This is a genomic window from Novosphingobium sp., from assembly GCF_049240505.1.
In the GTDB taxonomy this organism is placed as follows: domain Bacteria; phylum Pseudomonadota; class Alphaproteobacteria; order Sphingomonadales; family Sphingomonadaceae; genus Novosphingobium.
On sequence record NZ_JBMLSM010000028.1, the window covers coordinates 1 to 24,557 of the forward strand.

23 protein-coding genes, 1 tRNA gene and 1 pseudogene are annotated in these 24,557 nt (G+C 60.7%); 19 read left to right on the top strand and 6 right to left on the bottom strand.

Annotated features, from left to right (window positions below):
• Positions 1-22 precede the first annotated feature (22 nt).
• The 5 genes from ACOVQ0_RS02750 to ACOVQ0_RS02770 all read left to right on the top strand — a co-directional run bounded on the left by ACOVQ0_RS02750 (position 23) and on the right by ACOVQ0_RS02770 (position 5,322).
• Complete coding sequence (locus ACOVQ0_RS02750) at positions 23-361, top strand: P-II family nitrogen regulator (RefSeq protein WP_168852247.1); 339 nt, start codon at positions 23-25, stop codon at positions 359-361.
• 148 nt (positions 362-509) lie between these two features.
• On the top strand, positions 510-1,919 hold the full coding sequence (gene glnA, locus ACOVQ0_RS02755) for a type I glutamate--ammonia ligase (protein WP_421879969.1): 1,410 nt from the start codon (positions 510-512) through the stop codon (positions 1,917-1,919).
• Between the two features lie 452 nt (positions 1,920-2,371).
• Positions 2,372-3,496, top strand: a complete 1,125-nt coding sequence (locus tag ACOVQ0_RS02760) for a GNAT family N-acetyltransferase (RefSeq protein ID WP_421880026.1) — start codon at positions 2,372-2,374, stop codon at positions 3,494-3,496.
• The gene (locus tag ACOVQ0_RS02765; protein WP_421879971.1) at positions 3,493-4,368 is read left to right on the top strand and encodes a transcriptional regulator; all 876 of its coding nucleotides are present in this window, start codon (positions 3,493-3,495) and stop codon (positions 4,366-4,368) included. The genes ACOVQ0_RS02760 and ACOVQ0_RS02765 overlap by 4 nt, the downstream gene beginning before the upstream one ends.
• 54 nt (positions 4,369-4,422) lie before the next feature.
• Entirely contained in the window at positions 4,423-5,322 is a 900-nt protein-coding gene (locus tag ACOVQ0_RS02770) for an acyl-CoA thioesterase (protein ID WP_421879973.1), read from the top strand.
• Here the strand turns inward: ACOVQ0_RS02770 and ACOVQ0_RS02775 are convergent, their stop codons facing one another.
• The 3 genes from ACOVQ0_RS02775 to uvrC form a co-directional block, all read right to left on the bottom strand.
• Positions 5,323-5,775, bottom strand: coding sequence for a hypothetical protein (locus tag ACOVQ0_RS02775; protein ID WP_421879975.1), 453 nt, complete (start codon positions 5,773-5,775; stop codon positions 5,323-5,325). It abuts the gene before it with no gap.
• The gene (locus ACOVQ0_RS02780) at positions 5,772-6,551 is read right to left on the bottom strand and encodes a hypothetical protein (RefSeq protein ID WP_421879977.1); all 780 of its coding nucleotides are present in this window, start codon (positions 6,549-6,551) and stop codon (positions 5,772-5,774) included. Before ACOVQ0_RS02780 ends, ACOVQ0_RS02775 begins: the two co-directional genes overlap by 4 nt.
• A gap of 203 nt (positions 6,552-6,754) precedes the next feature.
• The gene (gene uvrC / locus ACOVQ0_RS02785; protein ID WP_421879979.1) at positions 6,755-8,692 is read right to left on the bottom strand and encodes an excinuclease ABC subunit UvrC; all 1,938 of its coding nucleotides are present in this window, start codon (positions 8,690-8,692) and stop codon (positions 6,755-6,757) included.
• 124 nt (positions 8,693-8,816) lie between these two features.
• Here uvrC and ACOVQ0_RS02790 point away from each other — a divergent pair, with 124 nt between their 5' ends.
• Positions 8,817-9,224, top strand: a complete 408-nt coding sequence (locus ACOVQ0_RS02790; RefSeq protein WP_421879981.1) for a PilZ domain-containing protein — start codon at positions 8,817-8,819, stop codon at positions 9,222-9,224.
• A gap of 27 nt (positions 9,225-9,251) precedes the next feature.
• On the opposite strand, the gene ACOVQ0_RS02795 is transcribed toward ACOVQ0_RS02790, so the two are convergent.
• The 3 genes from ACOVQ0_RS02795 to ACOVQ0_RS02805 form a co-directional block, all read right to left on the bottom strand.
• Positions 9,252-9,551, bottom strand: coding sequence for a type II toxin-antitoxin system RelE/ParE family toxin (locus ACOVQ0_RS02795; RefSeq protein WP_421879983.1), 300 nt, complete (start codon positions 9,549-9,551; stop codon positions 9,252-9,254).
• Positions 9,548-9,817 carry a CopG family ribbon-helix-helix protein gene (locus ACOVQ0_RS02800; RefSeq protein ID WP_421879985.1) on the bottom strand — a complete coding sequence of 90 codons (270 nt, stop codon included), beginning with the start codon at positions 9,815-9,817 and terminating at the stop codon, positions 9,548-9,550. The genes ACOVQ0_RS02795 and ACOVQ0_RS02800 overlap by 4 nt, the downstream gene beginning before the upstream one ends.
• Positions 9,818-9,951: 134 nt before the next feature.
• A complete protein-coding gene (locus tag ACOVQ0_RS02805; RefSeq protein ID WP_421879987.1) occupies positions 9,952-12,516 on the bottom strand; it encodes a TonB-dependent receptor domain-containing protein in 2,565 nt (854 codons plus the stop codon).
• Between the two features lie 306 nt (positions 12,517-12,822).
• Between ACOVQ0_RS02805 and infA the strand changes: the two genes are divergently transcribed.
• The 13 genes and pseudogenes from infA to hsdR all read left to right on the top strand — a co-directional run bounded on the left by infA (position 12,823) and on the right by hsdR (position 24,377).
• Entirely contained in the window at positions 12,823-13,068 is a 246-nt protein-coding gene (gene infA / locus ACOVQ0_RS02810; protein WP_039338683.1) for a translation initiation factor IF-1, read from the top strand.
• Positions 13,068-13,676, top strand: coding sequence for a Maf family protein (locus ACOVQ0_RS02815; protein ID WP_421879990.1), 609 nt, complete (start codon positions 13,068-13,070; stop codon positions 13,674-13,676). Before infA ends, ACOVQ0_RS02815 begins: the two co-directional genes overlap by 1 nt.
• 3 nt (positions 13,677-13,679) lie before the next feature.
• Entirely contained in the window at positions 13,680-14,672 is a 993-nt protein-coding gene (locus ACOVQ0_RS02820; protein WP_421879992.1) for a ribonuclease E/G, read from the top strand.
• Positions 14,669-14,833, top strand: a complete 165-nt coding sequence (gene yacG, locus ACOVQ0_RS02825) for a DNA gyrase inhibitor YacG (RefSeq protein WP_421879994.1) — start codon at positions 14,669-14,671, stop codon at positions 14,831-14,833. The genes ACOVQ0_RS02820 and yacG overlap by 4 nt, the downstream gene beginning before the upstream one ends.
• Positions 14,834-14,942: 109 nt before the next feature.
• Positions 14,943-15,018 (top strand) — tRNA-Phe (locus tag ACOVQ0_RS02830).
• A 165-nt stretch (positions 15,019-15,183) separates the two neighbouring features.
• Positions 15,184-16,434 carry a tyrosine-type recombinase/integrase gene (locus ACOVQ0_RS02835; RefSeq protein WP_421879996.1) on the top strand — a complete coding sequence of 417 codons (1,251 nt, stop codon included), beginning with the start codon at positions 15,184-15,186 and terminating at the stop codon, positions 16,432-16,434.
• A 49-nt stretch (positions 16,435-16,483) separates the two neighbouring features.
• Positions 16,484-17,434 (top strand): hypothetical protein, encoded by a 951-nt coding sequence (locus tag ACOVQ0_RS02840; protein ID WP_421879998.1) that lies wholly within the window; start codon positions 16,484-16,486, stop codon positions 17,432-17,434.
• A gap of 122 nt (positions 17,435-17,556) precedes the next feature.
• Positions 17,557-17,724 carry a helix-turn-helix domain-containing protein gene (locus tag ACOVQ0_RS02845; RefSeq protein WP_421880000.1) on the top strand — a complete coding sequence of 56 codons (168 nt, stop codon included), beginning with the start codon at positions 17,557-17,559 and terminating at the stop codon, positions 17,722-17,724.
• 5 nt (positions 17,725-17,729) lie between these two features.
• On the top strand, positions 17,730-18,206 hold the full coding sequence (locus ACOVQ0_RS02850; RefSeq protein ID WP_421880002.1) for a hypothetical protein: 477 nt from the start codon (positions 17,730-17,732) through the stop codon (positions 18,204-18,206).
• Between the two features lie 6 nt (positions 18,207-18,212).
• Positions 18,213-19,319 carry a tyrosine-type recombinase/integrase gene (locus tag ACOVQ0_RS02855; RefSeq protein ID WP_421880004.1) on the top strand — a complete coding sequence of 369 codons (1,107 nt, stop codon included), beginning with the start codon at positions 18,213-18,215 and terminating at the stop codon, positions 19,317-19,319.
• Positions 19,320-19,359: 40 nt separating this feature from the next.
• Positions 19,360-20,811 carry an N-6 DNA methylase gene (locus ACOVQ0_RS02860; protein ID WP_421880006.1) on the top strand — a complete coding sequence of 484 codons (1,452 nt, stop codon included), beginning with the start codon at positions 19,360-19,362 and terminating at the stop codon, positions 20,809-20,811.
• The gene (locus tag ACOVQ0_RS02865; RefSeq protein ID WP_421880008.1) at positions 20,808-22,037 is read left to right on the top strand and encodes a restriction endonuclease subunit S; all 1,230 of its coding nucleotides are present in this window, start codon (positions 20,808-20,810) and stop codon (positions 22,035-22,037) included. The genes ACOVQ0_RS02860 and ACOVQ0_RS02865 overlap by 4 nt, the downstream gene beginning before the upstream one ends.
• 4 nt (positions 22,038-22,041) lie before the next feature.
• A pseudogene (gene hsdR / locus ACOVQ0_RS02870) lies at positions 22,042-24,377 on the top strand (EcoAI/FtnUII family type I restriction enzme subunit R).
• Positions 24,378-24,557 lie beyond the last annotated feature (180 nt).

Consider the following 24,557-nt stretch of genomic DNA (forward strand, 5'->3'; position numbering starts at 1 on the left):
GCGTTGCAGGGGTCTGAACGACGTGAAAAAGGTCGAAGCGATCATCAAGCCCTTCAAGCTCGATGAAGTGAAGGAAGCGCTGCACGAAATCGGCGTGTCCGGCATCACTGTCACCGAAGCGAAGGGTTTCGGCCGCCAGAAGGGCCACACCGAACTTTATCGCGGTGCCGAATATGTCGTCGATTTCCTGCCCAAGGTAAAACTCGAAGTCGTGATCAGCGACGATCTGGCTGACCGCGTGGTCGAAGCCATCGCCGCTGCCGCACAGACGGGCCGCATCGGTGACGGCAAGATCTTCGTGATCCCGGTTGAAAGCGCACTGCGCATCCGCACGGGCGAACGCAACGACGACGCGATCTGACGATCACGGCCTGATTTGGCGCAATTCTGCAAAGGCGGAATTGCGCGATATAGCGGGGGTGGGCCTGTGGACGGGCAAGCCTCCAGAAAACAACCACCCCAAAATACCCCCCGCACCTCTCCACCGGGGGCATTAAGAAGGACCAGCGATGGCAAGTGCAAAGGACATCCTCGCCCGTATCAAGGACGAGGAAATCGAATGGGTCGATCTGCGCTTCACCGATCCCAAGGGCAAGTGGCAGCACCTGACGATGGTCGCCGGCCTGATCGGCGAAGATGAACTGGAAGACGGCCTGATGTTCGACGGTTCGTCGATCGAAGGCTGGAAGGCCATCAACGAATCGGACATGATCCTCAAGCCCGACCTCGACTCGGTCTTCATCGATCCGTTCTCGGCCTCGCCGATGATGATCGTCTGCTGCGACATCGTTGAACCCTCGACCGGCGAACTCTATGCCCGCGATCCGCGTTCGACCGCGAAGCGCGCAGAAGCCTTCGTGAAGTCGGCCGGTTTCGGCGACACCGTTTATGTTGGTCCGGAAGCCGAATTCTTCCTGTTCGACGACGTGAAGTTCTACGACGGCTACGACGGCAACGGCTTCAAGATCGACGATATCGAACTGCCGACCAACTCGGCCAAGGACTACGAAGGCGGCAACCTCGGCCACCGTCCGCGTGCCAAGGGCGGTTACTTCCCGGTCGCTCCGGTTGACAGCTGCGTCGATATCCGTGGCGAAATGGTTTCGACCATGATCGAAATGGGCCTCCCCTGCGACAAGCACCACCACGAAGTGGCCTCGGCGCAGCACGAACTGGGCCTGACCTTCGGCACGCTCGTGCAGACGGCTGACCGTATGCAGGTCTACAAGTATGTCGTGCAGCAGGTCGCCCATGCCTATGGCAAGACCGCCACGTTCATGCCGAAGCCGATCATGAAGGACAACGGCTCGGGTATGCACACCCACATGTCGATCTGGGACGGTGGCAAGCCGCTGTTCGCAGGCAACGGCTATGCTGGTCTGTCGGACATGTGCCTCTATTTCATCGGCGGCGTGATCAAGCACGCCAAGGCGCTGAACGCATTCACCAACCCGACCACCAACAGCTACAAGCGTCTGGTGCCGGGCTACGAAGCGCCCGTGCTGCTCGCCTATTCGGCGCGCAACCGTTCGGCTTCGTGCCGCATCCCCTATGGCACCGGTGCCAAGGCGAAGCGCGTCGAATTCCGCTTCCCCGATGCGATGGCCAACCCCTACCTGTGCTATGCAGCGCTGCTGATGGCTGGTCTTGACGGCATCAAGAACAAGATCCACCCCGGTGAGGCGATGGACAAGAACCTGTACGATCTGCCCCCGGCAGAACTCGCCCAGGTTCCGACCGTTTGCGGTTCGCTCCGTGAAGCTCTGGAAAGCCTTGAAGCTGACTACGAATTCCTGCTGCAGGGCGGCGTGTTCACCAAGGACCAGATCGAAGCCTACATCGAACTGAAGTGGCCCGAAGTGATGCGCTGGGAAACCACGCCTTCGGCTGTCGAATTCGACATGTACTATTCGCTCTGATCCTAGCGATCAGCAACGATACGAAAGGGCGTCCGGGAAACCGGGCGCCTTTTTCGTTTGCAGCTTGTGCCGTTTGCAAAACCATGCCCGAATTTTCGTCATTGCGAGCGTAGCGAAGCAATCCAGAGTGCCTCTGCGCTGACTCTGGATTGCTTCGTCAACTACGTCTCCTCGCAATGACGAGGCCGTGTTTATAAACGCAGCCGTCGCAAGGCCCTCCCCGCTGCAGCTGATATCGCTTCGTTCACCACGTCTCGGCGCCCCCGCGCAGGCGGGGGCCTCAGTGTTGTTACGCAGCCCCGAAGCAAACGGACTGTGGCCCCGCCAACAATCCAAAACTTCCCGCCCCGCGTTAACCGAGTTTTCGCCCCTCGGCGGATAGACACGACTTCGGAGATCCTTCGAAGTTGAACGCGCCGCCCTTTCCCTTCTCTTCCGGCCTCTTGCCGACAGTGCCTGTTGGCGCGGTGCGTGTGCGCCTTGATCCCTGGCGCGCATGGGCCACGCCCGAATGCCGTGCCCGATGGCAGGGACTTGCCGATGCCGCGACTACGCCCAACCCCTTCTTCGAACCGTGGTATCTCCTCCCCTCGTGCGAAGTATTTGATCAGGCGGATAAAATTCGCCTGCTCACGCTTGAAATCGGCGGTGAGCTGATTGGCCTCCTGCCGCTGACCACGCCCACCCGCTATGGCCGATGGCCGCTGCCCCATCTTGCCACATGGTTGCACCCCAATGCCTTTCTTGGTGCGCCATTGGTGCGCGCGGGGTGTGAAGTGCTGTTCTGGCAGGCGCTGCTTGATTGGGCGGACCACGAAAGCCCCAACGCCGCAGCGCTGTTTCTCCACCTGCCCGCCATGCCACTGGAACACCCGCTGGCCCATGCATTGTTCGATGTTGCCGCACGCGAAGGTCGCAAGGCCGCACTGGTCATGCGCCAACAGCGCGCCCTGCTGCATTCGCCGCTCCCGCCCGATCTTTATCTTGAACGCGCACTGCCCGGAAAGAAGCGCAAGGAACTGCGCCGCCAGCACGCGCGCCTTGCCGAACAGGGTGACCTCGCCTTTGAACGCCATGAAGGCACCAGCGCCTTACCCGAATGGACCGAAGCCTTTCTCGATCTCGAAAATCGCGGCTGGAAAGGCGCCAGTGGCAGCGCACTTGCCTCCAGCCCTGCCACTGCCACGCTGTTTCGCCAATCGCTGGCCGGAGCCGCCGCGCTGGGCAAGCTGGAACGCCTTTCGCTCAACCTTGATGGCCGCCCCATCGCCATGCTCGCCAATTTCCTCACCCCGCCGGGCAGTTTTTCCTTCAAGACCGCGTTCGATGAAACCTATGCCCGGTTTTCGCCCGGTGTGCTGCTCCAGCGCGAAAATCTCGCCCTGCTCTCGCGCCCGGATATCCAGTGGTGCGATAGCTGCGCTGCACCCGACCATCCGATGATCGACAGCCTGTGGACCGAACGCCGCCCGATTGGCCGCATTTCGGTGGCTATCGGCGGCCCCTTTCACCGCGCTGCATTTGCCGCCCTCCTTGCCCTCGAACTGGGCCGCAATCCAACGGGACTTGTCAGATGAACATGCCCAACCCCGCTTTCACCTCGGTCACGCCCGCTGCCGTATTCGATGAAACGTCGCGCGCAGCATTCACCGCGTCCTACCCGGAAGTGCCACACAAGCTGGTTCACCGGCTGGGCTTTCATCCGCTGATGCAGCTTGATGCGCTGGCCACGCTTGGCGAAACGCTTGGGCAAAGCTCGGTCGAATACAACCGTGCCGAACTGCCGCTGGGCCTTAATGGTGAAAAGGCGCCCGCCAATGGCATGGGGATCGGCGATACCATTCGCAACATCGCCACCACCGGAAGCTGGGCAGCGCTCAAGAACATCGAACAGTGCCCTGCCTATGCTGACCTGCTGATAGACCTGCTGGACGAATTGCGCCCCACGATCGAGGCGCACACCGGCGCGATGCTCAAACCACAGGGCTTCGTTTTCGTCACCAGTCCGAACGGCGTCACCCCCTATCATTTCGATCCCGAACACAACATCCTGCTCCAGCTCATGGGGTCAAAGCAGATGACCATGTTCCCCGCAGGCGACGCGCTGTTCGCCCCTGACGCAACGCACGAGAGCTACCACACCGGCGGTCCGCGCGATCTCCATTGGCGGGATGAGTTGCTGCCACACGGGAAGGTCTGGTCGCTCTCTCCCGGCGAGGCGCTCTATGTGCCTGTCATGTCGCCGCACTTCGTCAAGAATGGCCCCGCCCCGTCCGTCTCGCTTTCGATCACGTGGCGGTCGGAATGGAGCTTTGCCGAAGCCGATGCCCGCGCTTTCAACAGCGTGCTGCGCAAGATCGGTCTTAGCCCGCGCGCGCCCGGCCGCTGGCCCGCCACCAATCGCGCCAAAGCCTTTGGCTGGCGACTGCTGCGTCGCATCCGTGGCTAAGCGTCAGATACCTGACGATTGACGCACACGTAAACTCGGTTCATCGGACCCATCATGACCGAGAACGACAATCCGACTCCGCAGGAACTGGTAGACCGCCTGATCGATCTCCTGAACGTGAAAGACCACGGCGGCGACCGCTTCGAAGGTGCGCGCAAGATTGGCGGCGTCGGTCGCGTGTTCGGCGGACAGGTCATTGGTCAGGCACTGGCCAGCGCTGAAAGAACCGTGCCCGATGATCGCCCGGTCCACTCGCTCCACGCCTATTTCCTGCGCGGCGGCGATGAAGATCACGGGATCGATTTCAAGGTGGAACGTGATCTCGATGGCGGGTCGTTCTCAAACCGCCGTATCGTCGCCAGCCAGTTGGGCAAGCCGATCCTCAACATGGTCGCCTCGTTCCACAAACGTGAAGAAGGCCGCTATCACGCCGAACCGATGCCCGATGTCGCCGGGCCGGACGGCCTTGCCAGCGAAGCGGAACTGCGGGGCAAGTTTGCGGATCGAATGACCGAACGCCAGCGCCAGATCATGCTGCAGCCCCGCCCCATCGAACTGCGCCCTATCGAAGCGCGTCACTGGATGGGCGGAGGACCGCAGGAACCCAAAGCCCACACATGGTTCCGCTCGGTCGCCGCATTGCCCGACGATCCGCGCATTCACCGCGCAGTGCTCGCCTATGCCAGTGACATGACCCTGCTGGGCACATCGACCCTGCCGCACGACATAAGCTGGTCAAAAGGCAACATCATGGGAGCCAGCCTCGATCACGCGATCTGGTTCCACGATGATTTCCGCGCTGACGAATGGCTGCTCTACGCTTGTGACAGCCCGTGGGCGGGGCGTGCGCGCGGCTTCAACCGCGGGCGGATATACACGCAGGGCGGTCGTTTGGTTGCCAGCGTGGCGCAGGAAGGGCTGATCCGCCCGATCACGCCGAAAAAGGCTGATTGATCAAGGCTTCTGGCAAGTCGCGCCGCTGATGCGCGGCTCTGTCACCATTGCAAAAACCACCTTGCCCAGCGCCGCAACGCCCGGTGCCGCCGCCAGATTCCGCGCTACGGCATCGAAGCTGCGGCAATGCGCCGGATCGGTCGCGCCACCGCCATACCGATTGCCCAACCGCGTGGCGTAGGCATCGTAGGCGTGCGGAACATCGGCAAAGAACGTGCGCAGGTGCCGCCCCGCTGCGGCAAATGCCGGGCGATGCGTTGCTCCCATCGCTTCGTATCCCGCGCTGATATCGACGCCAATCGCGCGGCAGCGCAGGCTGACCGCCATCATCATCGCTTCGAATTCGTGCAGCCGCGCCGCCGTCAGCGTTTGTCCATCAAGGCAGCCCTGCGCCTGCGCGCTCTGCCCGAAGGACAGCGAAATCAATGCGATGGCCGCTCCTAGCCGCTTCACTTCGCCACCTCTGCCAGTTGGCAGGCGTTTACCGGCACCGCCATCACCGCATCGAACTGCCGCACCACCGCCTCCTGACGGCTATAGGTCATCGTCGCCACCTGCTGCTGGTAATCCCGCGCCTCGGCGGCCAGCGCATTCATCGGTGCAGGATCGCGCGAAAGCTGGTGACTGTCATAAACGTCCTGCAACATCTTCATGTGCGCAATCGCCGCCGCATTGTTGGCCCGCGCCAGTTCCAGCACGGGTTTGTAGCGTGTTTCGTAAAAGGCGTTGCGCTGTTCGGCACTGCAGAAGGAAGAGGGCAGCGGCAGGTCCGCCACGTCCTGCAAAGCGGGCCGAACGGGAAGAGTAAATCCTTGTGCAGAAACGACTTTCATCGCCCCCGTTCCCACCTCCTGCGACTTCGCCAATTCGCTCAGCAAAGCCGCATCGGTGTTTGCGGGGGCCGCGCCTTCCGCCTTTGCAACAGCCGGTTGCGCGACCGCAGCCGGTGTTGGAGCCGGAACTGCCATCGACGCGCTCACTACCGGAGCGCCGCCGCGCAGACTCGCCACTTTCGCCTTCGCCAGCCCGCTGAACGTGCCCGCCGGATATTGCGCCAGATAGGCGTCATAAACCGCCGGATCATCGCTGCCTGCCACCGATTGCCAGAAAGCCAGTTCGAACGGCGTCCCCACACCATTCGCAACCTGCGCCACAAGCGGCCCGCCGACAAGCAACGCGCTCGCGGCGAGCGCAAGTCTCACGGTCTTCCGACCGGTCATGAAAGTCATAAGTCTCGTCTCCAACCCTACGTTCCCGACCGCAGGGACTGTCCCGTCATCCACCAGACAGGAGGAGATTGAAGAGCGCGCAAACAAGTGCAGTTACCGGTCTGGAAACCCTGTTTTCTGCGGCTTTCAGGCACCGCTTGGTGCAGTCAGGTGCGCCTAGGTGCATCTAGGTGCATCTAGGTGCACTTCAGGAATGCGCCCGTTCACCCGTTCGGATGGTAAAAATCGTAGACCGTCTGGGCCACCGTCCCGCTGACGCCGGGTGCGCGTTGAAGATCATCGAGGCTTGCCGCACGCACCTTTCCGGCGGTGCCGAAATGCAGCAGCAGCGCCCTTTTGCGCGCGGGGCCGATGCCCGGAATCTCATCCAGCGGGCTTGCCGTGATCGCACGGCTGCGCTTGGCGCGGTGCGCGCCGATGGCGAAGCGGTGCACTTCGTCGCGCATGTTCTGCAGATGGAACAGGACCGGCGAATTGACGGGGAGCATCTTTTCGCGCCCATCAGGAAAGTGGAACACCTCGCGCCCCTCGCGCCCGTGATGCGGCCCCTTGGCAATCGCGATCAGCGGCAGGTCCTCGATGCCCAGTTCGCCCAGAGCTTCCTTCACCGCCGACATCTGCCCCTTGCCGCCGTCGATCAGCACCAGGTCGGGCCACATGCCGCCGTCGCGATCCGGGTCTTCCTCCTGCACTTTTCCAAAGCGCCGCGTCATCACTTCGCGCATCATGCCAAAATCGTCGTTGGTCTGCGCGGTCTTGATATTCCACTTGCGATATTGCGCTTTTACAAAGCCTTCCGGCCCCGCGACGATCATCGCGCCCAAGGCATTCGTGCCCTGAATGTGGCTGTTATCGTAAACCTCGATGCGCTGCGGCACTTCGGGAAGTTCAAGAAATTCAGCGAGTTCGCGCATGACCTTGGCCTTGGTGCCGCTTTCAGCCATGCGCCGGTCAAGCGCTTCAACCGCATTGCGCTGCGCCTGCTCCATCAGCCTGCGCCGATCACCGCGCTGGGGAACCGATATCTCAACCTTGCCGCCCGCGCTTTCGCACAGGGCTTCGGACAGAAGCTCGGCCTCTGGCAATTCACGATCCACCAGAATCAGGCGGGCCGGTGGCACTTCTTCATAGAATTGCGCGAGGAAGGCGGTCATCACCTCGGTTTCCTCAAGCCCTTCGGTATGGCTGGGAAAAAACGCGCGGTGACCCCAGTTCTGACCACCACGGATGAAGAAGGCCTGCACCGCCACCTGCCCGCCCTTCACCGCCATCGCAAAGACATCGGCGTTGCCTACGCCTTCGGCGTTGATGGCCTGGCTGCCCTGAATGAAGGTGGCGGCGCGCAAACGGTCGCGCAGCATCGCCGCGCGTTCGAAGTCCAACGCTTCGGCGGCGTCCTGCATCTGCCCTTCGATCTCGCGCTGGACCGCGCTGGATTTGCCGCCAAGGAAGTCCTTCGCCTGACGCACCAGTTCGCCGTAATCGGCTTCGGTAATGCGGTCGACGCAAGGGGCCGAGCAGCGCTTTATCTGATAGAGCAGGCAAGGCCGATCACGCCGTGCCATGAAGCCATCGTTGCAACTGCGCAGGAGGAACAGCTTTTGCAGCGCATTGATCGTGGTGTTCACACTGCCCGCGCTGGCAAAGGGGCCGTAATAATTGCCCTTCGCCTTGCGCGCACCGCGATGCTTGGTGATGCGCGGAAACGCATGATCGCCGCGCAAGAGGATGAAAGGAAACGATTTATCGTCGCGCAGCAGCACGTTGTAGGGCGGGCGGAAGCGCTTGATAAGTTGCGCTTCGAGCAGCAGTGCCTCTGCTTCGGAATTGGTGGTGACGATGGTCATGCTGCGCGTCTGGCTGACCATGCGGCGCAGGCGATTGGGCAGGCGTTCGACCTGCGTGTAATTGGCCACGCGGTTCTTCAGCGCGCGCGCCTTGCCCACATAAAGCACGTCGCCCTTGGCATCCTGCATCCGGTAGACGCCGGGCTTGGGCTTGAGCGTGTTCACCGTGTCGCGGATGACCGAAACGCCCAGTTCGATATCGGGCTTGTCCGAGCCGCGCACAGTGGTTGCTGCGCGATCTTCGTGGAAGCGTTCGGTATCGCGATCGGGCGGGGATGCGGGCTTGCGGGCCATAAGTTGCAGATAGTCGTTCAGCGCCTGCAAGCAATGCCGAAACCACGGCTTTCCCCGGTTGGATAAGGGCTTTTCCGCATGGTCCGTTTTGGCGGTATTAGCACGGCTGCGCGACAATTGGTGAATGCCGTGGAAACCATCATCCTCCTTTGGAACGCGCAGCGGCGCCGTGGTGCCCGGTCGCCGCGCCGATGCGCGCGTGCGCCTGCACATTCCGGCGCGGCTGGTGCTGCTGACAGGCACGCAGCAGTGCTTTCTGGAGGATCTTTCCGTAACCGGCGCAGCCCTGATCCCACAGGACAAATTGCCTGCCGAAGGAGCGTCTGCCATCCTGCAATGCGAACATGTCGAAGCCTTCGGCATGGTCCGCTGGGCACGGCATGGCCGCGTAGGCCTGATGTTCGACGAGAAGCTGCCGTTGGCGCAAGTCGTATCGCTGCGCCACATCGCCGACGGGTATGAAGCCAACGAACGCGAACGCAACATGGAACGCGCAAGGGCGTGGGTTCAGGGGCGTTCGAAGATTTTGTGAGGGATTTCAATGCATTTGGTCAGTTCGTCATTCTGGCCAATCATCGGATAGCCAGTTGCGTGACGTGTGGATGACACGAAGGATTGTCAACGCTGCATCGTCTTCGCCGAGGGCATAAACGATTACGCAAGGACGCCGGCTCACCGATTTTTCGTAAGTCCCGGCAACCCGCCCTTGATGACCGGTGGCGAAGTCGCCCAACCCGTTTGCAGTTTTCCCGATCGCGTGACCTATGCGTTCAGCAGCGTCAGGGTCATCATCCGCAATATAACTGAGTATCTCGAAATAGTCATCCCGTGCGTTTTCAGACCAGACTATTTGCCTCACTTGCGCACAACTCGCTTCTGCCGCGCTTCGGATATGATCTGATCAACTCTGGCCATCACTTCTTCATGCGGCGTCACTCTGCCCGCCGCCATATCAGCCAGTCCCCGCTGGATGCCTTCAATGATCTGCAGTTCACGATTCACATAAGCTTCGACCGCATCAGCAGCGAGATAGGATTTTGAGCGGCGCGTGTTCTGCGCAAGGCGGCCGAGCTTTTCCTTGAGATCAGGGGTAACCCGGATCGTGATCGTTGTGCTGGCACCCATTTCGCACTCCTTGCGGCAAGTGTGCACATCGTAACACATGTGCAGGCGTTTGTCTTGTGGGTGCCCCTCCGTCAGCCCTTTGGGCTGCCACCTCCCCATTTGTGCTTCGCAAAAACGGGGAGGATTTGGGTAGATCAGAACTGCTTGCGGAATTCGATCTCGAACACCGTGCCCCGCGCATCCTGATAGCCGGGCTGGTAGCGCAGGGGCACTGCGCCGGTATCGTCGGTCACGCGCTGCTGGGCGTTGAAGATGTTTTCGACCGAGAACGAAACGCGCGAACCTTTGAGGAAGGGGACTTTTTCGACCAGCTTTGGCTTGCGGCCAAGGTCGGCAAAAAGGCGCATGTCGAACGTGGCGATGGGGGCGAAGCGCAGTGTGGTGGAACCGGGCAACCCGCTGGCATCGATGCGCGAACCACCGGTGTAGCTGCCGTTGAAGCGCAAGCCGAAGCCGCGATAGAAGCCGCCGCCTTCCATTTCGATCGAATGGCGCGCAACGCCGCTGGTGATTGCATCGCCTTCCAGCAGGTTGAGCACGGTGCCGCCCTGCGCGATCTGCACCGATTCCTGGAAGCGCACGGTGTGGAAGATCGAAAGGTTCCACCGCCCGCGACCGTCGGCGTTGAAGCCGCCCGGCCCACGCGGGCCGCCACCCCCACCGGGGGGGCCACCTGCGCCTGCGCGCGGCGCGCCGGCAGGAGGCGGTCCGCCCGCGCCCGGCGGTGGTCCACCGGCAGCGCCCATCGCCGCGCCCATAGGCCCGCGCCGTTGCGCCATCGCGGGATCAGGCGTTCCGAAATTGCCCGATAGATTGAGGCCGTAGCGCAGGCGCGAGCCTTTCTCTTCGGCGAAGGTGACCGAGCTTTGATCGACCGAAATGATGCGGCCATCGGCATCACGGATAACGCGGCCGGGGAATGCCGCTTCGACTTCGGAGGTCAGCAGCGGGAAGCTGTTGGTGGTGTTGGTCGAGCGGTTGCGGAAGTATTCGGCGATGAAGCTCGAATCCTTGAGGAAGGGCAGGCTCCAGTTCAGGCCGAACTTCCAGTCGCGCTGGCGCTCTTTCACAAGATTCGGGTTACCGCCCGAAATGACCGTGGCCAGCACCGTTTCGCCGCGCGAGAAATCGTAGATCGATACATTCTGCGTCACTGTGGTCGGCCCGCCCAGCGCGCTGAGGCCCGGCGCCTTGTCCGCCGCGACATAGCTTGCCTGAAGCGACAGCGTTTCAGTGGGACGATAGGTCAATCCGCCGCCCCAGTTATAGAGCGTGCCGAAATCCGACAGGTGATGCACTTCGGCGTTGGCGTTCAGCGAAAGATCGCCAATCCCCGCACCAAACCCTTCCTTGCGGCTGGTAATCGGCAGATCGAGGCTGAACCCGCCCTGCGCATCGCCGCGCTTGAGGTTGATCGTGCCGGTGCTGCTGCGCGTGTCGGTGCTTTCGATACCCGAATAATCGAACCCTGCCTTTAGCGTCAGCGCCACTTCGCCACCGGGCAGGCGCATCGGACGCCCGGTAAGCGTGGCGAGGCTGGTCAGCGAATCGGTTTTCGACAGTGCACGATCGGCCACGCCGGGAATGATCGCGCTGGCGGGAAGCGCGCCCGATGCGGTGAGCGATCCGGCATCGACCAGCGCCTGCAGGCCGGAAAGATCGGCGCGGTTGTCGATCGTGCTTTTCGTTTCGACGTGTCCGGCATCTGCCGTCAGCGCAAGATTCCATGTGCCGAGCGGCTTGTTGAGCGCCGCGCCTGCCTGAAGCGTCGTAGTCTGTCGCCGGGTGGTGATGGCTGCGGGATCGAGCGTCGTGCGGCTGAAGCTGCCCGTGGAATCAGTCAGCGTCACGGTGTTCAGGCCATTGAGCGTGCGCGAATTGTCGCGCTGTGCCAGCAGGTTGACGCTCAGCCCGGCGCCTGCACCCAGCGCGCGGGCAAGCGTTGCGTTGATCTGGGCCGACTTCGTATCACCAAGCAACGTGCGATAGTCTGCCGCTGCCGGATCGCCGGGTACCAGCGGAGCCGGGGATGCAGGCTGAATGATGTTGCGTTCCGCTTCGGTCAGCGGACTGGCGTCTTCCAGCTTGCCGGTGATGTTGATGCGATTGCCATTGGCAATCTTGGTCAGCGTGACTTCCTGTTCCCACTCGGTGAAGCCGCCACCGCTGGGCAGACGGAACTCGGTTTCGCTGCCAACGCTGCTGAAATTGTCCTTGAGGATGAAATTGACCACGCGCTGATCGGGGCGATAGCCATATTGCAGCGCAACTTCTTCGGGCAGGATTTCCATGCGACGGATGGCTTCGGGCGGAATGCCGCGCATTTCGCGGAAACCCGAAATCCGCATTCCGTTCAACAGGACAACCGGCCCGCCGCTGCCGCGCCCGCGCCCCGATCCGGTCTGCGGGGCAAGCGAGGCGAGGAGTTCCTGCAACGATCCCGCACCATAGGATGCGATGGCCTCTTCATCGAGCACGGCAATCGGCGGCTGCGTGGTATCGACCTGCCCCTTGATGCGCGTGGCGATGACAAGGATCTGGCCGGGTTCGGCAACGATCTGCTCTTCCTCTTCGGCGGGATCGACCGTTTCCTGTGCGGCATCGTCGGTTCCGGCAGTGACATCCCGTGCCAGCGCGGGGTTCGCCACGGCGAGACAGAAGGCCAATGTTGCCAGCGATGTCGCTGCTCTTACGTTCACGCTCAATACCCTCAATAATTCCTGCGCCGGATTGGCATCGGCCCATTTTCACGCTTCTCGCGTCACACTTGTGGTGGCCAAATGGCTTGTTGCGAACAATGCGCAATTGGTAACAGTTTGTCGCACCGCAACATAACTCGTGACATGGCCCGCGTTTCCTGAACCGGGAATGGCCCGATTTGCTGCCCCCTTCCCTTTTGCGCCAAGCGCGGCTATGGGCGGCGCGGAATCCTTCGCGCATGGATCGCATCCGGTGGTTCCTGCGTTCTCACAAAATACTCACACATAAGGCATTCGAAACCGCCGATGGCGAAAGAAGAACTCCTCGAAATGCGCGGCCAGGTGGTGGAACTTCTGCCCAACGCCATGTTCCGCGTCCGCCTCGAAAACGACCATGAGATCCTTGGCCATACCGCTGGCAAGATGCGCAAGAACCGCATTCGCGTGCTGGTTGGCGATGAAGTGCTGGTCGAACTCACCCCATACGATCTGACCAAGGGTCGCATTACCTATCGCTTCATGCCCGGTCGCGGCGGTCCCGGCGGCTTCTGATGGCGGGCGACGCTTCGCCTGCCTCCCCCTCTTCTCCCGAACTGGTTCTGGCTTCGGCCAGCCCACGGCGACTTGAGCTTCTTGGCCGTCTGGGCATCAGCCCGGCCCGCGTCGTCGCCACCGACATCGACGAATCCCCCCTGAAAGGCGAACGTCCGCGCGATCACGCCGTGCGTCTTGCCGCTGAAAAGGCGCGCGCGGCTGCGGCGCTTGCGCCGGGCTGCCTGATCCTTGCGGGCGATACGGTGGTGGGCGCTGGCGCGCGCATTCTCCCCAAGGCCGAGGATGAAACCACTGCGCGGACGTGCCTTGCCCTGCTTTCGGGCAAGCGGCATCGGGTGTTCTCTGCCATCGCGGTGATCCGGCCCGATGGCACCCTGCGCGAGGCGCTTTCCGAAACGATCGTGCGATTCAAGCGCCTGTCGGCAGAAGAGATCGACGGTTACATCGACGGCGGCGAATGGCACGGCAAGGCCGGTGGCTATGCGATACAGGGCAGCGCCGAAGGCTTTTGCGACTGGCTTTCGGGCAGCCATTCCGGCGTCGTGGGCTTGCCGCTCTATGAAACGCGCCGATTGCTGAAAGCGGCGGGCCTGAAGGTTAGATAACAGATGTCGGCTGAGTGGCTTTACGAAGCGGGAATCGCTGAAGAACGCGCTATTCTGGTGTCAGGCGGCGCGATCCTGTCCGCCCGTGTCGAATGGGGCGAAGGTTTGCGTGCCGGCCTTGTCGCCGAAGCGCGGCTGGTAAAGCGCCACGCTGGCACGCGGCGCGGCGTGGTGCGCTTTGACGATGGTGTCGAAGCGCTGATCGATCAGCTTGCGCGTGAGGCAACCGAAGGCGTGCGATTGATGGTGCGCGTGGTGCGCGCCGCGATTGCCGAGAAAGGCCGCACCAAGCTGCCCGTGGTGCGCCCCGTGCCCGGTGAAGCCGCCCGGCCCGCTCCCACCCTGCGCGAAGAGATCGAGGCCACAGGAGCCACGGTGCGCGTGTTGCCCGCAACCAGCAGAGCCTTTGCCACAAACGGCTGGGATGAGCTCGTAGAGCAGGCCCAGACCGGCGATATTGCCTTTCCCGGCGGCGCGGTGATCGTCAGCCCCACCCCCGCCATGACCCTGATCGACATTGATGGCGCGCTGCCGCCGCTGAAGCTGGCGCTGGCAGCGGTCGATGCGATTGCCGATGCGCTGCACCGCATGGATATCGGCGGCAACGTGGGCATCGATTTTCCCACGTTGGCTGACAAGAAGGATCGCCAGCAGGTGGACAAGGCGCTGGCAGATGCCCTGATCGACTGGACGGGCGAACGCACCGGCATGAACGGCTTCGGCTTCGTGCAACTCGTTTCGCGGCTTGAGCGGCCCTCGCTGGTGGCGCGGATGGCACGGCATCCCGCAGGAGCCGCTGCGCGCGTGCTGCTGCGTCAGGCAGAGCGTGTAGAAGAGCCGGGTGTACTGCTGCTGACAGCCCACCCGCGCGTTCTGGATGCTTTGCAGCCTGCCTGGGAAGCCGAACTGGCGCGACGCACCGGACGCACCGTGCGGCGCAGGGCCGACCCCACGCTTGCGCTCCACAGCGCTTTCGCGCAGGCCGTGCCAGCATGACGACGACCACGATCAGACGCTGCCCGATCTGCCGCAAACCGCGCGTGGAAGAGCATAGCCCCTTCTGCTCCACCCGCTGCCGTGACCGCGATCTGGTGCGCTGGCTGGAAGATGGCTACGCCCTACCCGGCCGTCCCGCCGAAGAAGATCCACAGGACTGACGATTACACAAAAAATTCGCGCAAGAGGACTTGCCAAGCCCGCGCCGCTTCGCCATAGGCGCGCTTCCAAACGCGACGGACCGCTTCAAAGCCGGTCCATCTGCAGGATGCCTGGGTAGCTCAGTTGGTAGAGCACGTGACTGAAAATCACGGTGTCGGCGGTTCGATCCCGTCCCCAGGCACCACCGGACCATCCGCCACCATCCGCTAAAAGTTGAAAAAATGGCTGAAATCTGCCATTTTCACCATCGGCCTAACCGCTGATGTCCGCCTTTGCGCGCCTCTAATCGGGCGTTTCTGGGGGCCACCGTGGGGGCCACTTTGAAACCGGCAAAAGGCGTGGCCCCCAAATGGCACTGACAGACACCGCAATCCGCAATGCAAAGCCCCAAGCGAAGCCCTATAAGCTGACCGATGAAAAGGGTCTGTTCCTGCTAGTCCAGCCATCGGGCGGCAAGCTGTGGCGGTTCAAGTTCCGTGTCGATGGACGCGACGAAGACGGCCAGCCCAAGCGCATCGAAAAGAAGGTGGGCTTTGGCACCTATCCCGAAGTGAACCTGAAGGACGCACGGCGGATGCGCGACGAAGCGCGCGCCACATTGGCGGCTGGCGTCGATCCTGCCGAGAAGAAGCGCCGCGAAGCCCATACCGCCAAGATCAGTGCCGCCAATTCGTTCGAAGCGGTGGCCAGCGCATACATTGAAAAGTGCAAGCGTGAAGGCCGTTCGGAAAGGACGACGGAAAAACAGGAATGGTTCGTAAAGCTTCTGGACCGAACCATAGGCCAGCGCCCCGTGGCAGAAATCCAGCCGTTCGAAATGCTGGAAGCGGTCCGCAAATATGAAACGACCGGACGCACCGAAACCGCGCACCGGGCCTTGCAGTTCGCAAGCCAAGTCTTCCGCTTCGCCATCGCGAACCAGTTGGCACTGTCAGACCCTACCCGCGATTTGCGCGGCGCGTTGACCGGGCACAAGTCGAAGCACTACGCCGCCATTCTCGAACCGAAGAAGGCCGGTGAACTCCTGCGCGCGATCGACCGGTATGATGGACACCCTGTCACGCGCTTCGCGCTGCAACTGGCGGCACTGGTCTTCGTTCGCCCCGGTGAACTGCGTTATGCCGAATGGTCGGAGTTCGACTTCGACGCTGGGGTCTGGCGGATACCAGCCGAGAAAATGAAGGCGCGTTCCGAACACGTCGTGCCGCTGTCAAGTCAAGCGCTGGCCGTGCTGGTCGGAGCGCGCGCCCTTACGGGTGATGGCCAGTATGTCTTCCCGTCGATCCGCACGCACCTTCGCCCGATGTCGGAGAACACCGTCAACGCCGCGCTTCGCCGTCTGGGCTACTCAAACGACGAAATGACGGGGCACGGCTTCCGCGCAATGGCCAGCACGCTCCTGAACGAATCCGGCAAGTGGTCCCCGGGCGCGATCGAACGTGCACTAGCCCACAAGGGCAAGGACGCCGTGCGCGCCGCTTACCATCGCGGCCAGCACTGGCAGGAGCGCGTCGATATGGCGCAATGGTGGGCGGACTATCTGGACACATTGCGGACTGGGGCGGAAGTTGTGCTTATTTCCGCTGCGCGTCGTGGATAGATAAACTTAGGCGCTTGCGGCCATTGTTCGGCTAAGCATACTTGCGGACATGGCTGAACAATGGATTCCCGCTTACAAAGCATTTGAAATCATCGGTAGTGAGCTGCGACTAACAAACATGTTACGTTCTGGCCTTCTAAAGGCGAAGGCAGGGGCGATAAGATCGACTTCAGACGAGTATGCTCGCAATCAGATTAGGGCAGACTTTTGGCAGACCGACCGATATCACGAGTTCAAGGCTGACTGGCGTTCCGGCTATTGCTCTAACGTCTTCGAAGATACCGTTGAGGTTTATATAAGCGGCTTGACGATTGAGTTGAGTGGTCTTCTCGAAGCGGTCCCTGCCGACGAGCGCGGGTTATTGGCGCGGAGTCTATCCGTCGCAGGTGTTCCTGACTGGATACCGGCACTCCAAGCCAGACGCCTGTGCTTTTCTGTAGTAAATCCGACCCACGCCGCTTCATGGCTAATGGAACAAGCGCGTTTAGGTTTCGTAGTCGCCCGCGCCGTCAAAGCGGAAATGAAACGAGCGGGCTATGACGATCATTGTGTTTGGGCAGAACGTGAATGGGATGTGCCGGTCTGGTTTTGGGAGAATTTCACCAAAGGCACCGGCAGTCGCCAGTCTTGGGAAACGGGGCAGTTTTCGGGGCGCGGTCGAAGCCCACACGGCAATGGTGAACTTGTCCTAAGTGGCCTCTACTTTCATGCACCGACACTTCGCCAAATGGCAGGGCTTAACGAGCAAGCATTAGAGGAAAAACCGCACGTAGTCGAAGACACTGGCCGAAAGGGGCGTCGACATGGCTATGATTGGTTCGCTGCCACCAGCACGATCTGGGGCAGACTGTTTCGCAATGAATTTTTACCGCTCCCTGAGAATCAGGCAGACATAGAAAAAGCGCTCATTGATTTGTTGCGCGTCGGAGACAAAGAACCCGGCGAAAGCACAGTAAGACCTTATGCCAAATACATTTTCGACGAGTTTGAGAAGCCATAGTCAAAGGCTGGAAATTGAATTTCCGGCCTCATTTCAGCCTTTCCATCCGACACACCGCCCCGATTCGCTGATGTCCCATTGCACCCGCTGGCACCCGCCACGGCCCAAATGGAGCAACACCGATGGAACGACTCGCATACTCAATCAACGAAACCGCCCGCGCGCTTAGCCTTGGCCGCACTTCCGTTTACGCGATGATCGCAGACGGACGGCTGGAAGCGTTCAAGCTGGGCCGCCGCACGCTTATCAAGGCGGATTCGATCCGCCGTCTGGTGGCAGGGCAGGAGTAAGGCCGATGCCTGCCCGCCGGGTAAATCCTTACCGGGTGAAGCTGCACCGCGATTATGCCGTGCAGGAACTGGCCGAATGCCTTGGCGTGCACAAGAACACCGTGCGCCACTGGCAGGGCGATGGCCTGAAGGCGATCGACGGCAACCGACCAACGATGTTCAACGGGAAAGCGACAAGGGCTTTTCTGCTGGCACGCCAGACCAGCCGGAAGCGCCCTTGCCCACCGGGCACGATCTACTGTTTCAAGTGCCGTGAACCACGCGCGCCAGCCTTGGGCATGGTGGAATTCATCCCCGGCAAGGGCAACACCGGCAACCTGACAGCCCTTTGCGAAACGTGCGGCACGATGATGCACCGCCGTGCCAATGAAGCCAAGATCGGCACGATCATGCCCCGGCTGACCGTCCAATTCAGGCAGGCCCCTTCACGCCTAATAGAGCGCGCCTCGCCCTCCCTGAATTGTGGCAAACCGAAGGACTGACACACAATGGCAAAACACAACGCCGCCAACGCCCGAATCAAGCGGGAATACTTCCAATATCTGAAGGAAGCGGGCCGTCGCAGCGAAGCGTCGATCGATGCCGTGGCCAAGGCGCTGGACCGCTTCGAACAGGCAAACGGGCACAAGGACTTCCGCAAGTTCCACCGCCAGCAGGCCGTCGCCTTCAAGCGCAAGCTGGACGACGAACGGGCGGTGCGCACGGGCAAGCCTTTGAGCCGTGCCACGGTGAACTCGACGCTATCGGCCCTGCGCGCATTCTTCGTCTGGCTGGCGGGCCAGCCGGGCTACAAGTCGCGCCTTCAGTATTGCGATGCCGACTATTTCAACCTGGCCGAAACTGACGTGCGCATTGCCAAGGCCGTTCGCCACAAGCCGTTCCCCTCGCTGGAAACGGTGCACCATGTCCTGTCTGTCATGCCGTTCGAAACCGACATCGAAAAGCGTAACCGCGCGCTGGTGGCCTTTGCGCTGCTGACAGGCGCGCGTGACGGGGCGCTGGCGTCGTTCCGGCTGAAGCACGTCGATCTGCGCGATGGCCGCGTCGATCAGGACGCCCGCGACGTGCGCACGAAAGCCAGCAAGACCTTCGAAACATGGTTCTATCCCGTTGGCGGTGAAGCGCTGGCGATCTTTCAGGACTGGTGCAAACACATGCGCGAAGTGCTGCTGTGGGGCGATGAAGACCCGCTGTTTCCAGCAACGCGCATCGGCATTGGCGAAGGGGGCGGCTTCGTTGCGGTGGGCCTTCGTCGTGACGGCTGGACCAATGCCGGACCCATTCGCAAGATTTTTGCCGAAGCCTTCGCGGCGGCTGGCCAGCCGTATTACAATCCGCATTCCTTCCGCGACACGCTGGTCCAGTATGGCGAGCGTGTCTGCCCCACCATCGAAGCCTTCAAGGCATGGTCACAAAATATGGGTCACACGCACGCCATGACCACGCTGACGAGTTACGGCACGATTTCTCCGCACCGACAAGCCGAGTTGATCCGGGGTATTGCGGCGGACCAGACGGCACCGTCGATTGATCCCACCACATTGGCGACAATCATGGGCGCGTTGCAAAAGATGGGCGGCAAAGGCTTGTCCTAACCCCTTGGCGATCGGCCAGCCGCGCTGCTAAGCCCCCGGCATGTTTGAACAGACCTTCAAGAACATTGACGATGTCCTGCACAAAGAGGCGGGATGCACCACCGAATTGGATTACACCGAACAGACCAGCTGGCTCCTGTTCCTGAAGTATCTCGACGAACTTGAAGAAGATCGCAGAATTGATGCCGAACTGCGCGGCAAGCCCTACACCCCGATCATCGACGATGCGCATCGCTGGCGCGCATGGGCCGCGCCGAAAACCGCCGATGGCAAGTTCGATCACAACACAGCGCTGACTGGGCCTGACCTGATCGACTACGTAAACGGCAAGCTGTTTCCCTATCTGCAAGGCTTCAAGCAGCGCGCGCCCGCGCCCGATACGATCGAATACAAGATCGGCGAGATATTCGGGGAGATCAAGAACCGCTTCGGGTCGGGCTACTCGCTGCGCGATGCGCTGGAGCTGATCGACCAACTCAGCTTCCGCAGTCAGGACCAGAAGCACGAGCTTTCGCATCTGTATGAAGCGAAGATCAAGAACATGGGCAACGCAGGGCGCAACGGTGGGGAATACTACACCCCGCGCCCGCTGATCCGCGCGATGATCAAGGTGGTGAAGCCGCAGATCGGGGACCGCATCTATGATGGCGCGGTGGGTTCGGCTGGGTTCCTGTGCGAGGCATTCGACTATCTGAAGCCATTGGCGAAATCAACCAAGGACAACGAAACGCTGCAGCGGCGCACCTTCTACGGCAAGGAGAAGAAGTCCCTCGCCTATGTCATCGCGATCATGAACATGATCCTGCACGGCATCGAAGCGCCCAACATCCTGCACACCAATACTCTGGGCGAAAACCTGAACGATATTCAGGACCGCGACCGGTATGACGTGATCCTCGCCAACCCGCCTTTCGGTGGAAAGGAACGTCCTGAAATTCAGCAGAACTTCCCGATCAAGACCGGGGAGACGGCGTTCCTGTTCCTGCAGCACTTCATCAAATCGCTGCGCGCGGGCGGCACCGCTGCCATCGTGATTAAGAACACGTTCCTGTCCAACAGCGACAACGCCAGCGTCGCGCTGCGCAAGGAACTGCTGGACAGCTGCAACCTGCACACCGTGCTTGATATGCCCGGCGGCACGTTTCAGGGCGCGGGCGTGAAAACGGTGGTGCTGTTCTTCGAAAAGGGCGAGCCCACCAAGCGCATCTGGTATTACCAGCTTGATCCCGGGCGCAACATGGGCAAGACCAACCCGCTGAACGATGCCGATCTGGCCGAGTTCGTGGAGCTGCAGGCCAGCTTTGCCGCCAGCCCCAAAAGCTGGAGCGTGGAGCGCAGCGCGGTCGATCCCGCCAGCTTTGATCTTTCGGTGAAGAACCCGGACAAAGGCGAGGAAGTGACCCTGCGCGCGCCGGAAGAGATACTGGCCGAGATTGCCGCGCTGGATGCGGAAAGCGCGGGGATTCTGGCTGAGATCAGGGCGCTGCTGTGAAGGCGGGGTGGAAAACGGTAAAGCTTACCGATGTTGCCGAACTATCTGGCCGAATCGGCTGGAAGGGCCTGACTGCAAAGGAGTACACGCAGTCTGGTCCTTACTTTCTGTCAGTGCATTCGCTGAATTACGGCGATTTTGTCGATTTCCGTGACGCCTTCCATATCAGCCAAGCCAGATATGACGAAAGCCCGGAGATCATGCTTCAGACAGGCGATGTTCTGATCTGCAAGGACGGCGCGGGCATCGGGAAGGTTGGCATCGTTGGGGAACTGCCGGGCCAAACAACGATCAATTCGTCTTTGCTGCTTATTCGAGCAACACAGAAGATTGAACCCAAGTATCTCTACTACATCCTGATGAGTCCCTACTTCCAAGCCATCGTGCAATCGCGGCTGGAAGGTGCAACAACCCCGCATCTGTACCAGCGGGACATTGCTGGTTTTCCCATTCATCTCCCCCCTCTCGACGAGCAGCGGCGGATTGTTGCGGTGTTGGACACGGCCTTCGCAGGCATCGCCACCGCGACGGCAAACGCGCAGAAAAACCTGACCAACGCCCGCGCCCTTTTCCAAAGATACCTTGATAAGCGGATCGCCAGTTGTGTCGATGGTGGGACGACTTGTCGCCTTGAAGAAATCATTGGGGAATCTTTGATAGGGTTGGTCAAGAGCACTCGCGAACAGGGAAGTCACTACTCATTTCCCTATATAAAAATGCATAATATAATGAATGACAATGGATTTAACGGTGATAAAATTGTGAATGTGTCGGCCACGTTAGATGAGCAGAAAAAATACTCCCTTAGGACAGGTGATTTTCTTTTCAATACGCGCAACAGCCATGAACTGGTTGGGAAGACATGTTACTTCGATCTTAAATGTGATAATCCAGTTTTATTTAACAACAATATCATGCGGATAAGATTTCTTCGTGGAATTTCATCGAAATTTGTATTTTATGCCTTTTCCAGCACCCCTATTCGCAGGCAACTTGAAGCCATAAAAAGCGGAACAACGAATGTTTCAGCCATATATTTTAGGGAATTAAAGGACATCCTGATTTCGCACCCAGACGAAATGACCCAATCCACAATCGTCGAACAGCTTGATGAACTAAGTTGCGAAAAAGACCGATTGGCAATTACTTATGAGTCCAAACTCACCGCACTAACCGAACTCAAACAATCCCTCCTGCAAAAGGCATTCGCCGGGGAGCTGACCTGATCCGATGAACGAAGCCGAAACCCGCGCCGAACTGATCGACCCCGCGCTCGCCGCCGCTGGCTGGGGCGTAGATGGCGATAGCCGCACGCGCCGCGAAGTGATCGCGCCGGGGCGGCTGCTGGGTTCGGGCAAACGGGCCAAGGCCAAGGCGGCGGACTATGTGCTGGTCTATCGCAATACCAAGCTCGCCGCCGTGGAAGCCAAGCGTGCTGGGCTGGACGTGGGCGAAGGCGTGGGGCAGGCCAAGGACTATGCCGAGCGGCTGCAAACCCGCTTCGCCTATGCCACCAATGGCAGGGCGATCTACCGGATCGACATGCACACCGGAGCGGAAGCGCTGGTAGATTGCTGGCCCTCGCCACAGGAGTTGTGGGACGCCACCTTCGCTCATGCCAATGCCTGGCGCGATAGGTTCGCCGCCGTGCCTTATGAAACCGGCGGCAAGTTCGATCCGCGCTACTACCAATACAACGCCATCGAAAAGGCGCTGGGGGCCATCGCAGCGGGCAAGGACCGGGTGCTGCTGACGCTGGCCACCGGCACCGGCAAAACCGCCGTGGCGTTCCAGATCGCGTGGAAGCTGTTTCAATCGCGCTGGAACCTGCACGATTGGCGCAGCGGGGCCGAACCCACACGCCGCCCGCGCATCCTGTTTCTGGCAGATCGCAACATTCTTGCCGATCAGGCATACAACAGCTTTTCCGCCTTCGACGACGATGCGCTGGTGCGGATTACCCCTGCCGAAATCCGCAAGAAAGGCCGCGTGCCGAAGAATGGCAGCGTCTTCTTCACCATCTTCCAATCGGTCGCGACGGAAGGCGGGACCGAAGAAGAACCGGCCTTCAACTATCAGGATTACCCGACCGATTTCTTCGATTGCATCATGATCGATGAATGCCACCGCGCCGGGGCCAAAGATGGCAGCGAATGGCGCGGTATTCTGGAATACTTCAAGCCAGCCGTGCAGATCGGACTGACCGCCACGCCCAAGCGCCGCGACAACGTCGATACCTACGCCTATTTCGGTGACCCGGTTTACACCTACTCGCTGAAAGAAGGCATCAACGATGGCTACCTGACGCCGTTCAAAGTTGTGGAACTGGGCACCACGATTGACGACTATGTCTATACCCCCGGTGACGAAATCGCATCCGGCGAAGTGGAAGAAGGCAGGCGTTACACCGAAGCCGATTTCAACCGGAAGATCGAAATCGAAGCGCGCGAACGCTACCGCGTAAAAATCTTCATGGAGCGCATCAACCAGCGCGAAAAGACGCTGGTCTTCTGCGCTACCCAAGCCCACGCCGCCAAGGTCCGCGATCTGATCAACCAGACCAAGACCAGCACCGACCCGAATTACTGCGTACGCGTGACCGCCAAAGAGGAGCCAAGGGCGAGGAATGGCTGCGCGCGTTTCAGGACAACGAAAAGTCGATCCCCACGATCCTGACCACGTCGCAGAAGCTTTCGACCGGGGTGGATGCGCGCAACATTCGCAACATCGTTTTGATGCGCCCGGTCACCAACATGATCGAGTTCAAGCAGATCATCGGGCGCGGCACCCGCCTGTTCGACGGCAAGGACTACTTCACGATCTATGATTTCGTGAAAGCCTATGAACTGTTCAACGATCCTGATTGGGACGGCGAGCCGCAGCCACCCGACCCGCCGGGCAACCCGCGCGGGCCAAGACCGGAAGGCGATCCGCCCGTTGGCGGTCCTCACGATCCCGAAGACGAACAGCCGCGCCAGATGCTGGTGATCAAGCTGGCAGACGGCAAGGAGCGGGTCTTTCAGCACATGAGCGCGTCCACCTTCTGGGATGCTTCGGGCAAACCCATTTCCGCTGCGCAGTTCGTGGAAAGCCTGTTCGGCAAGTTGCCCGAACTGTTCCGCGACGAAGAAGAACTGCGCCAAATCTGGAGCGACCCCGAAACGCGCGCCGCCCTGATCGAAGGCTTGGCCGAACGTGGCTTTGACGGCGCGCAGTTGGCACTGGTGCGCCAGATGATCGACGCCGAAGAATCCGACCTGTTCGACGTGCTGAACTACATCGCCCACACCCGCCATCCGCTGAAGCGCACTGAACGCGCCGCATCCCACCGCGCAGACATCCTCGCCAATCAGGATGCGAAGCGGCAAGCATTCCTAGATTTCGTGCTGTCGCAATACGTGGCGGAAGGCGAAGAGGAACTGGGCATGGACAAACTGCCCGATCTTCTGAACCTGCGCTATGGTTCGCCGTCTGACGCTGTGCGCGAATTGGGCAGTGTCTCCGATATCCGAGATACGTTTCGCGGCTTCCAGCGCCATTTATATGATGCGGACAAGCCTGCTTGAACAGCTGGCCATGCGCGCTCAACGGCAAACAATGGCGACCAGAAACGGTGGATAAAGTGGGGCAGGCAATACCTGCCGGGGGGCCACATTGGGGGCCACACTAAAAATCCTGCCGAATTTTATCTCAATATATCAGTTTATTAAGAGTTTTTCGCGGTGCCGTCCCCACCATTGGCCACA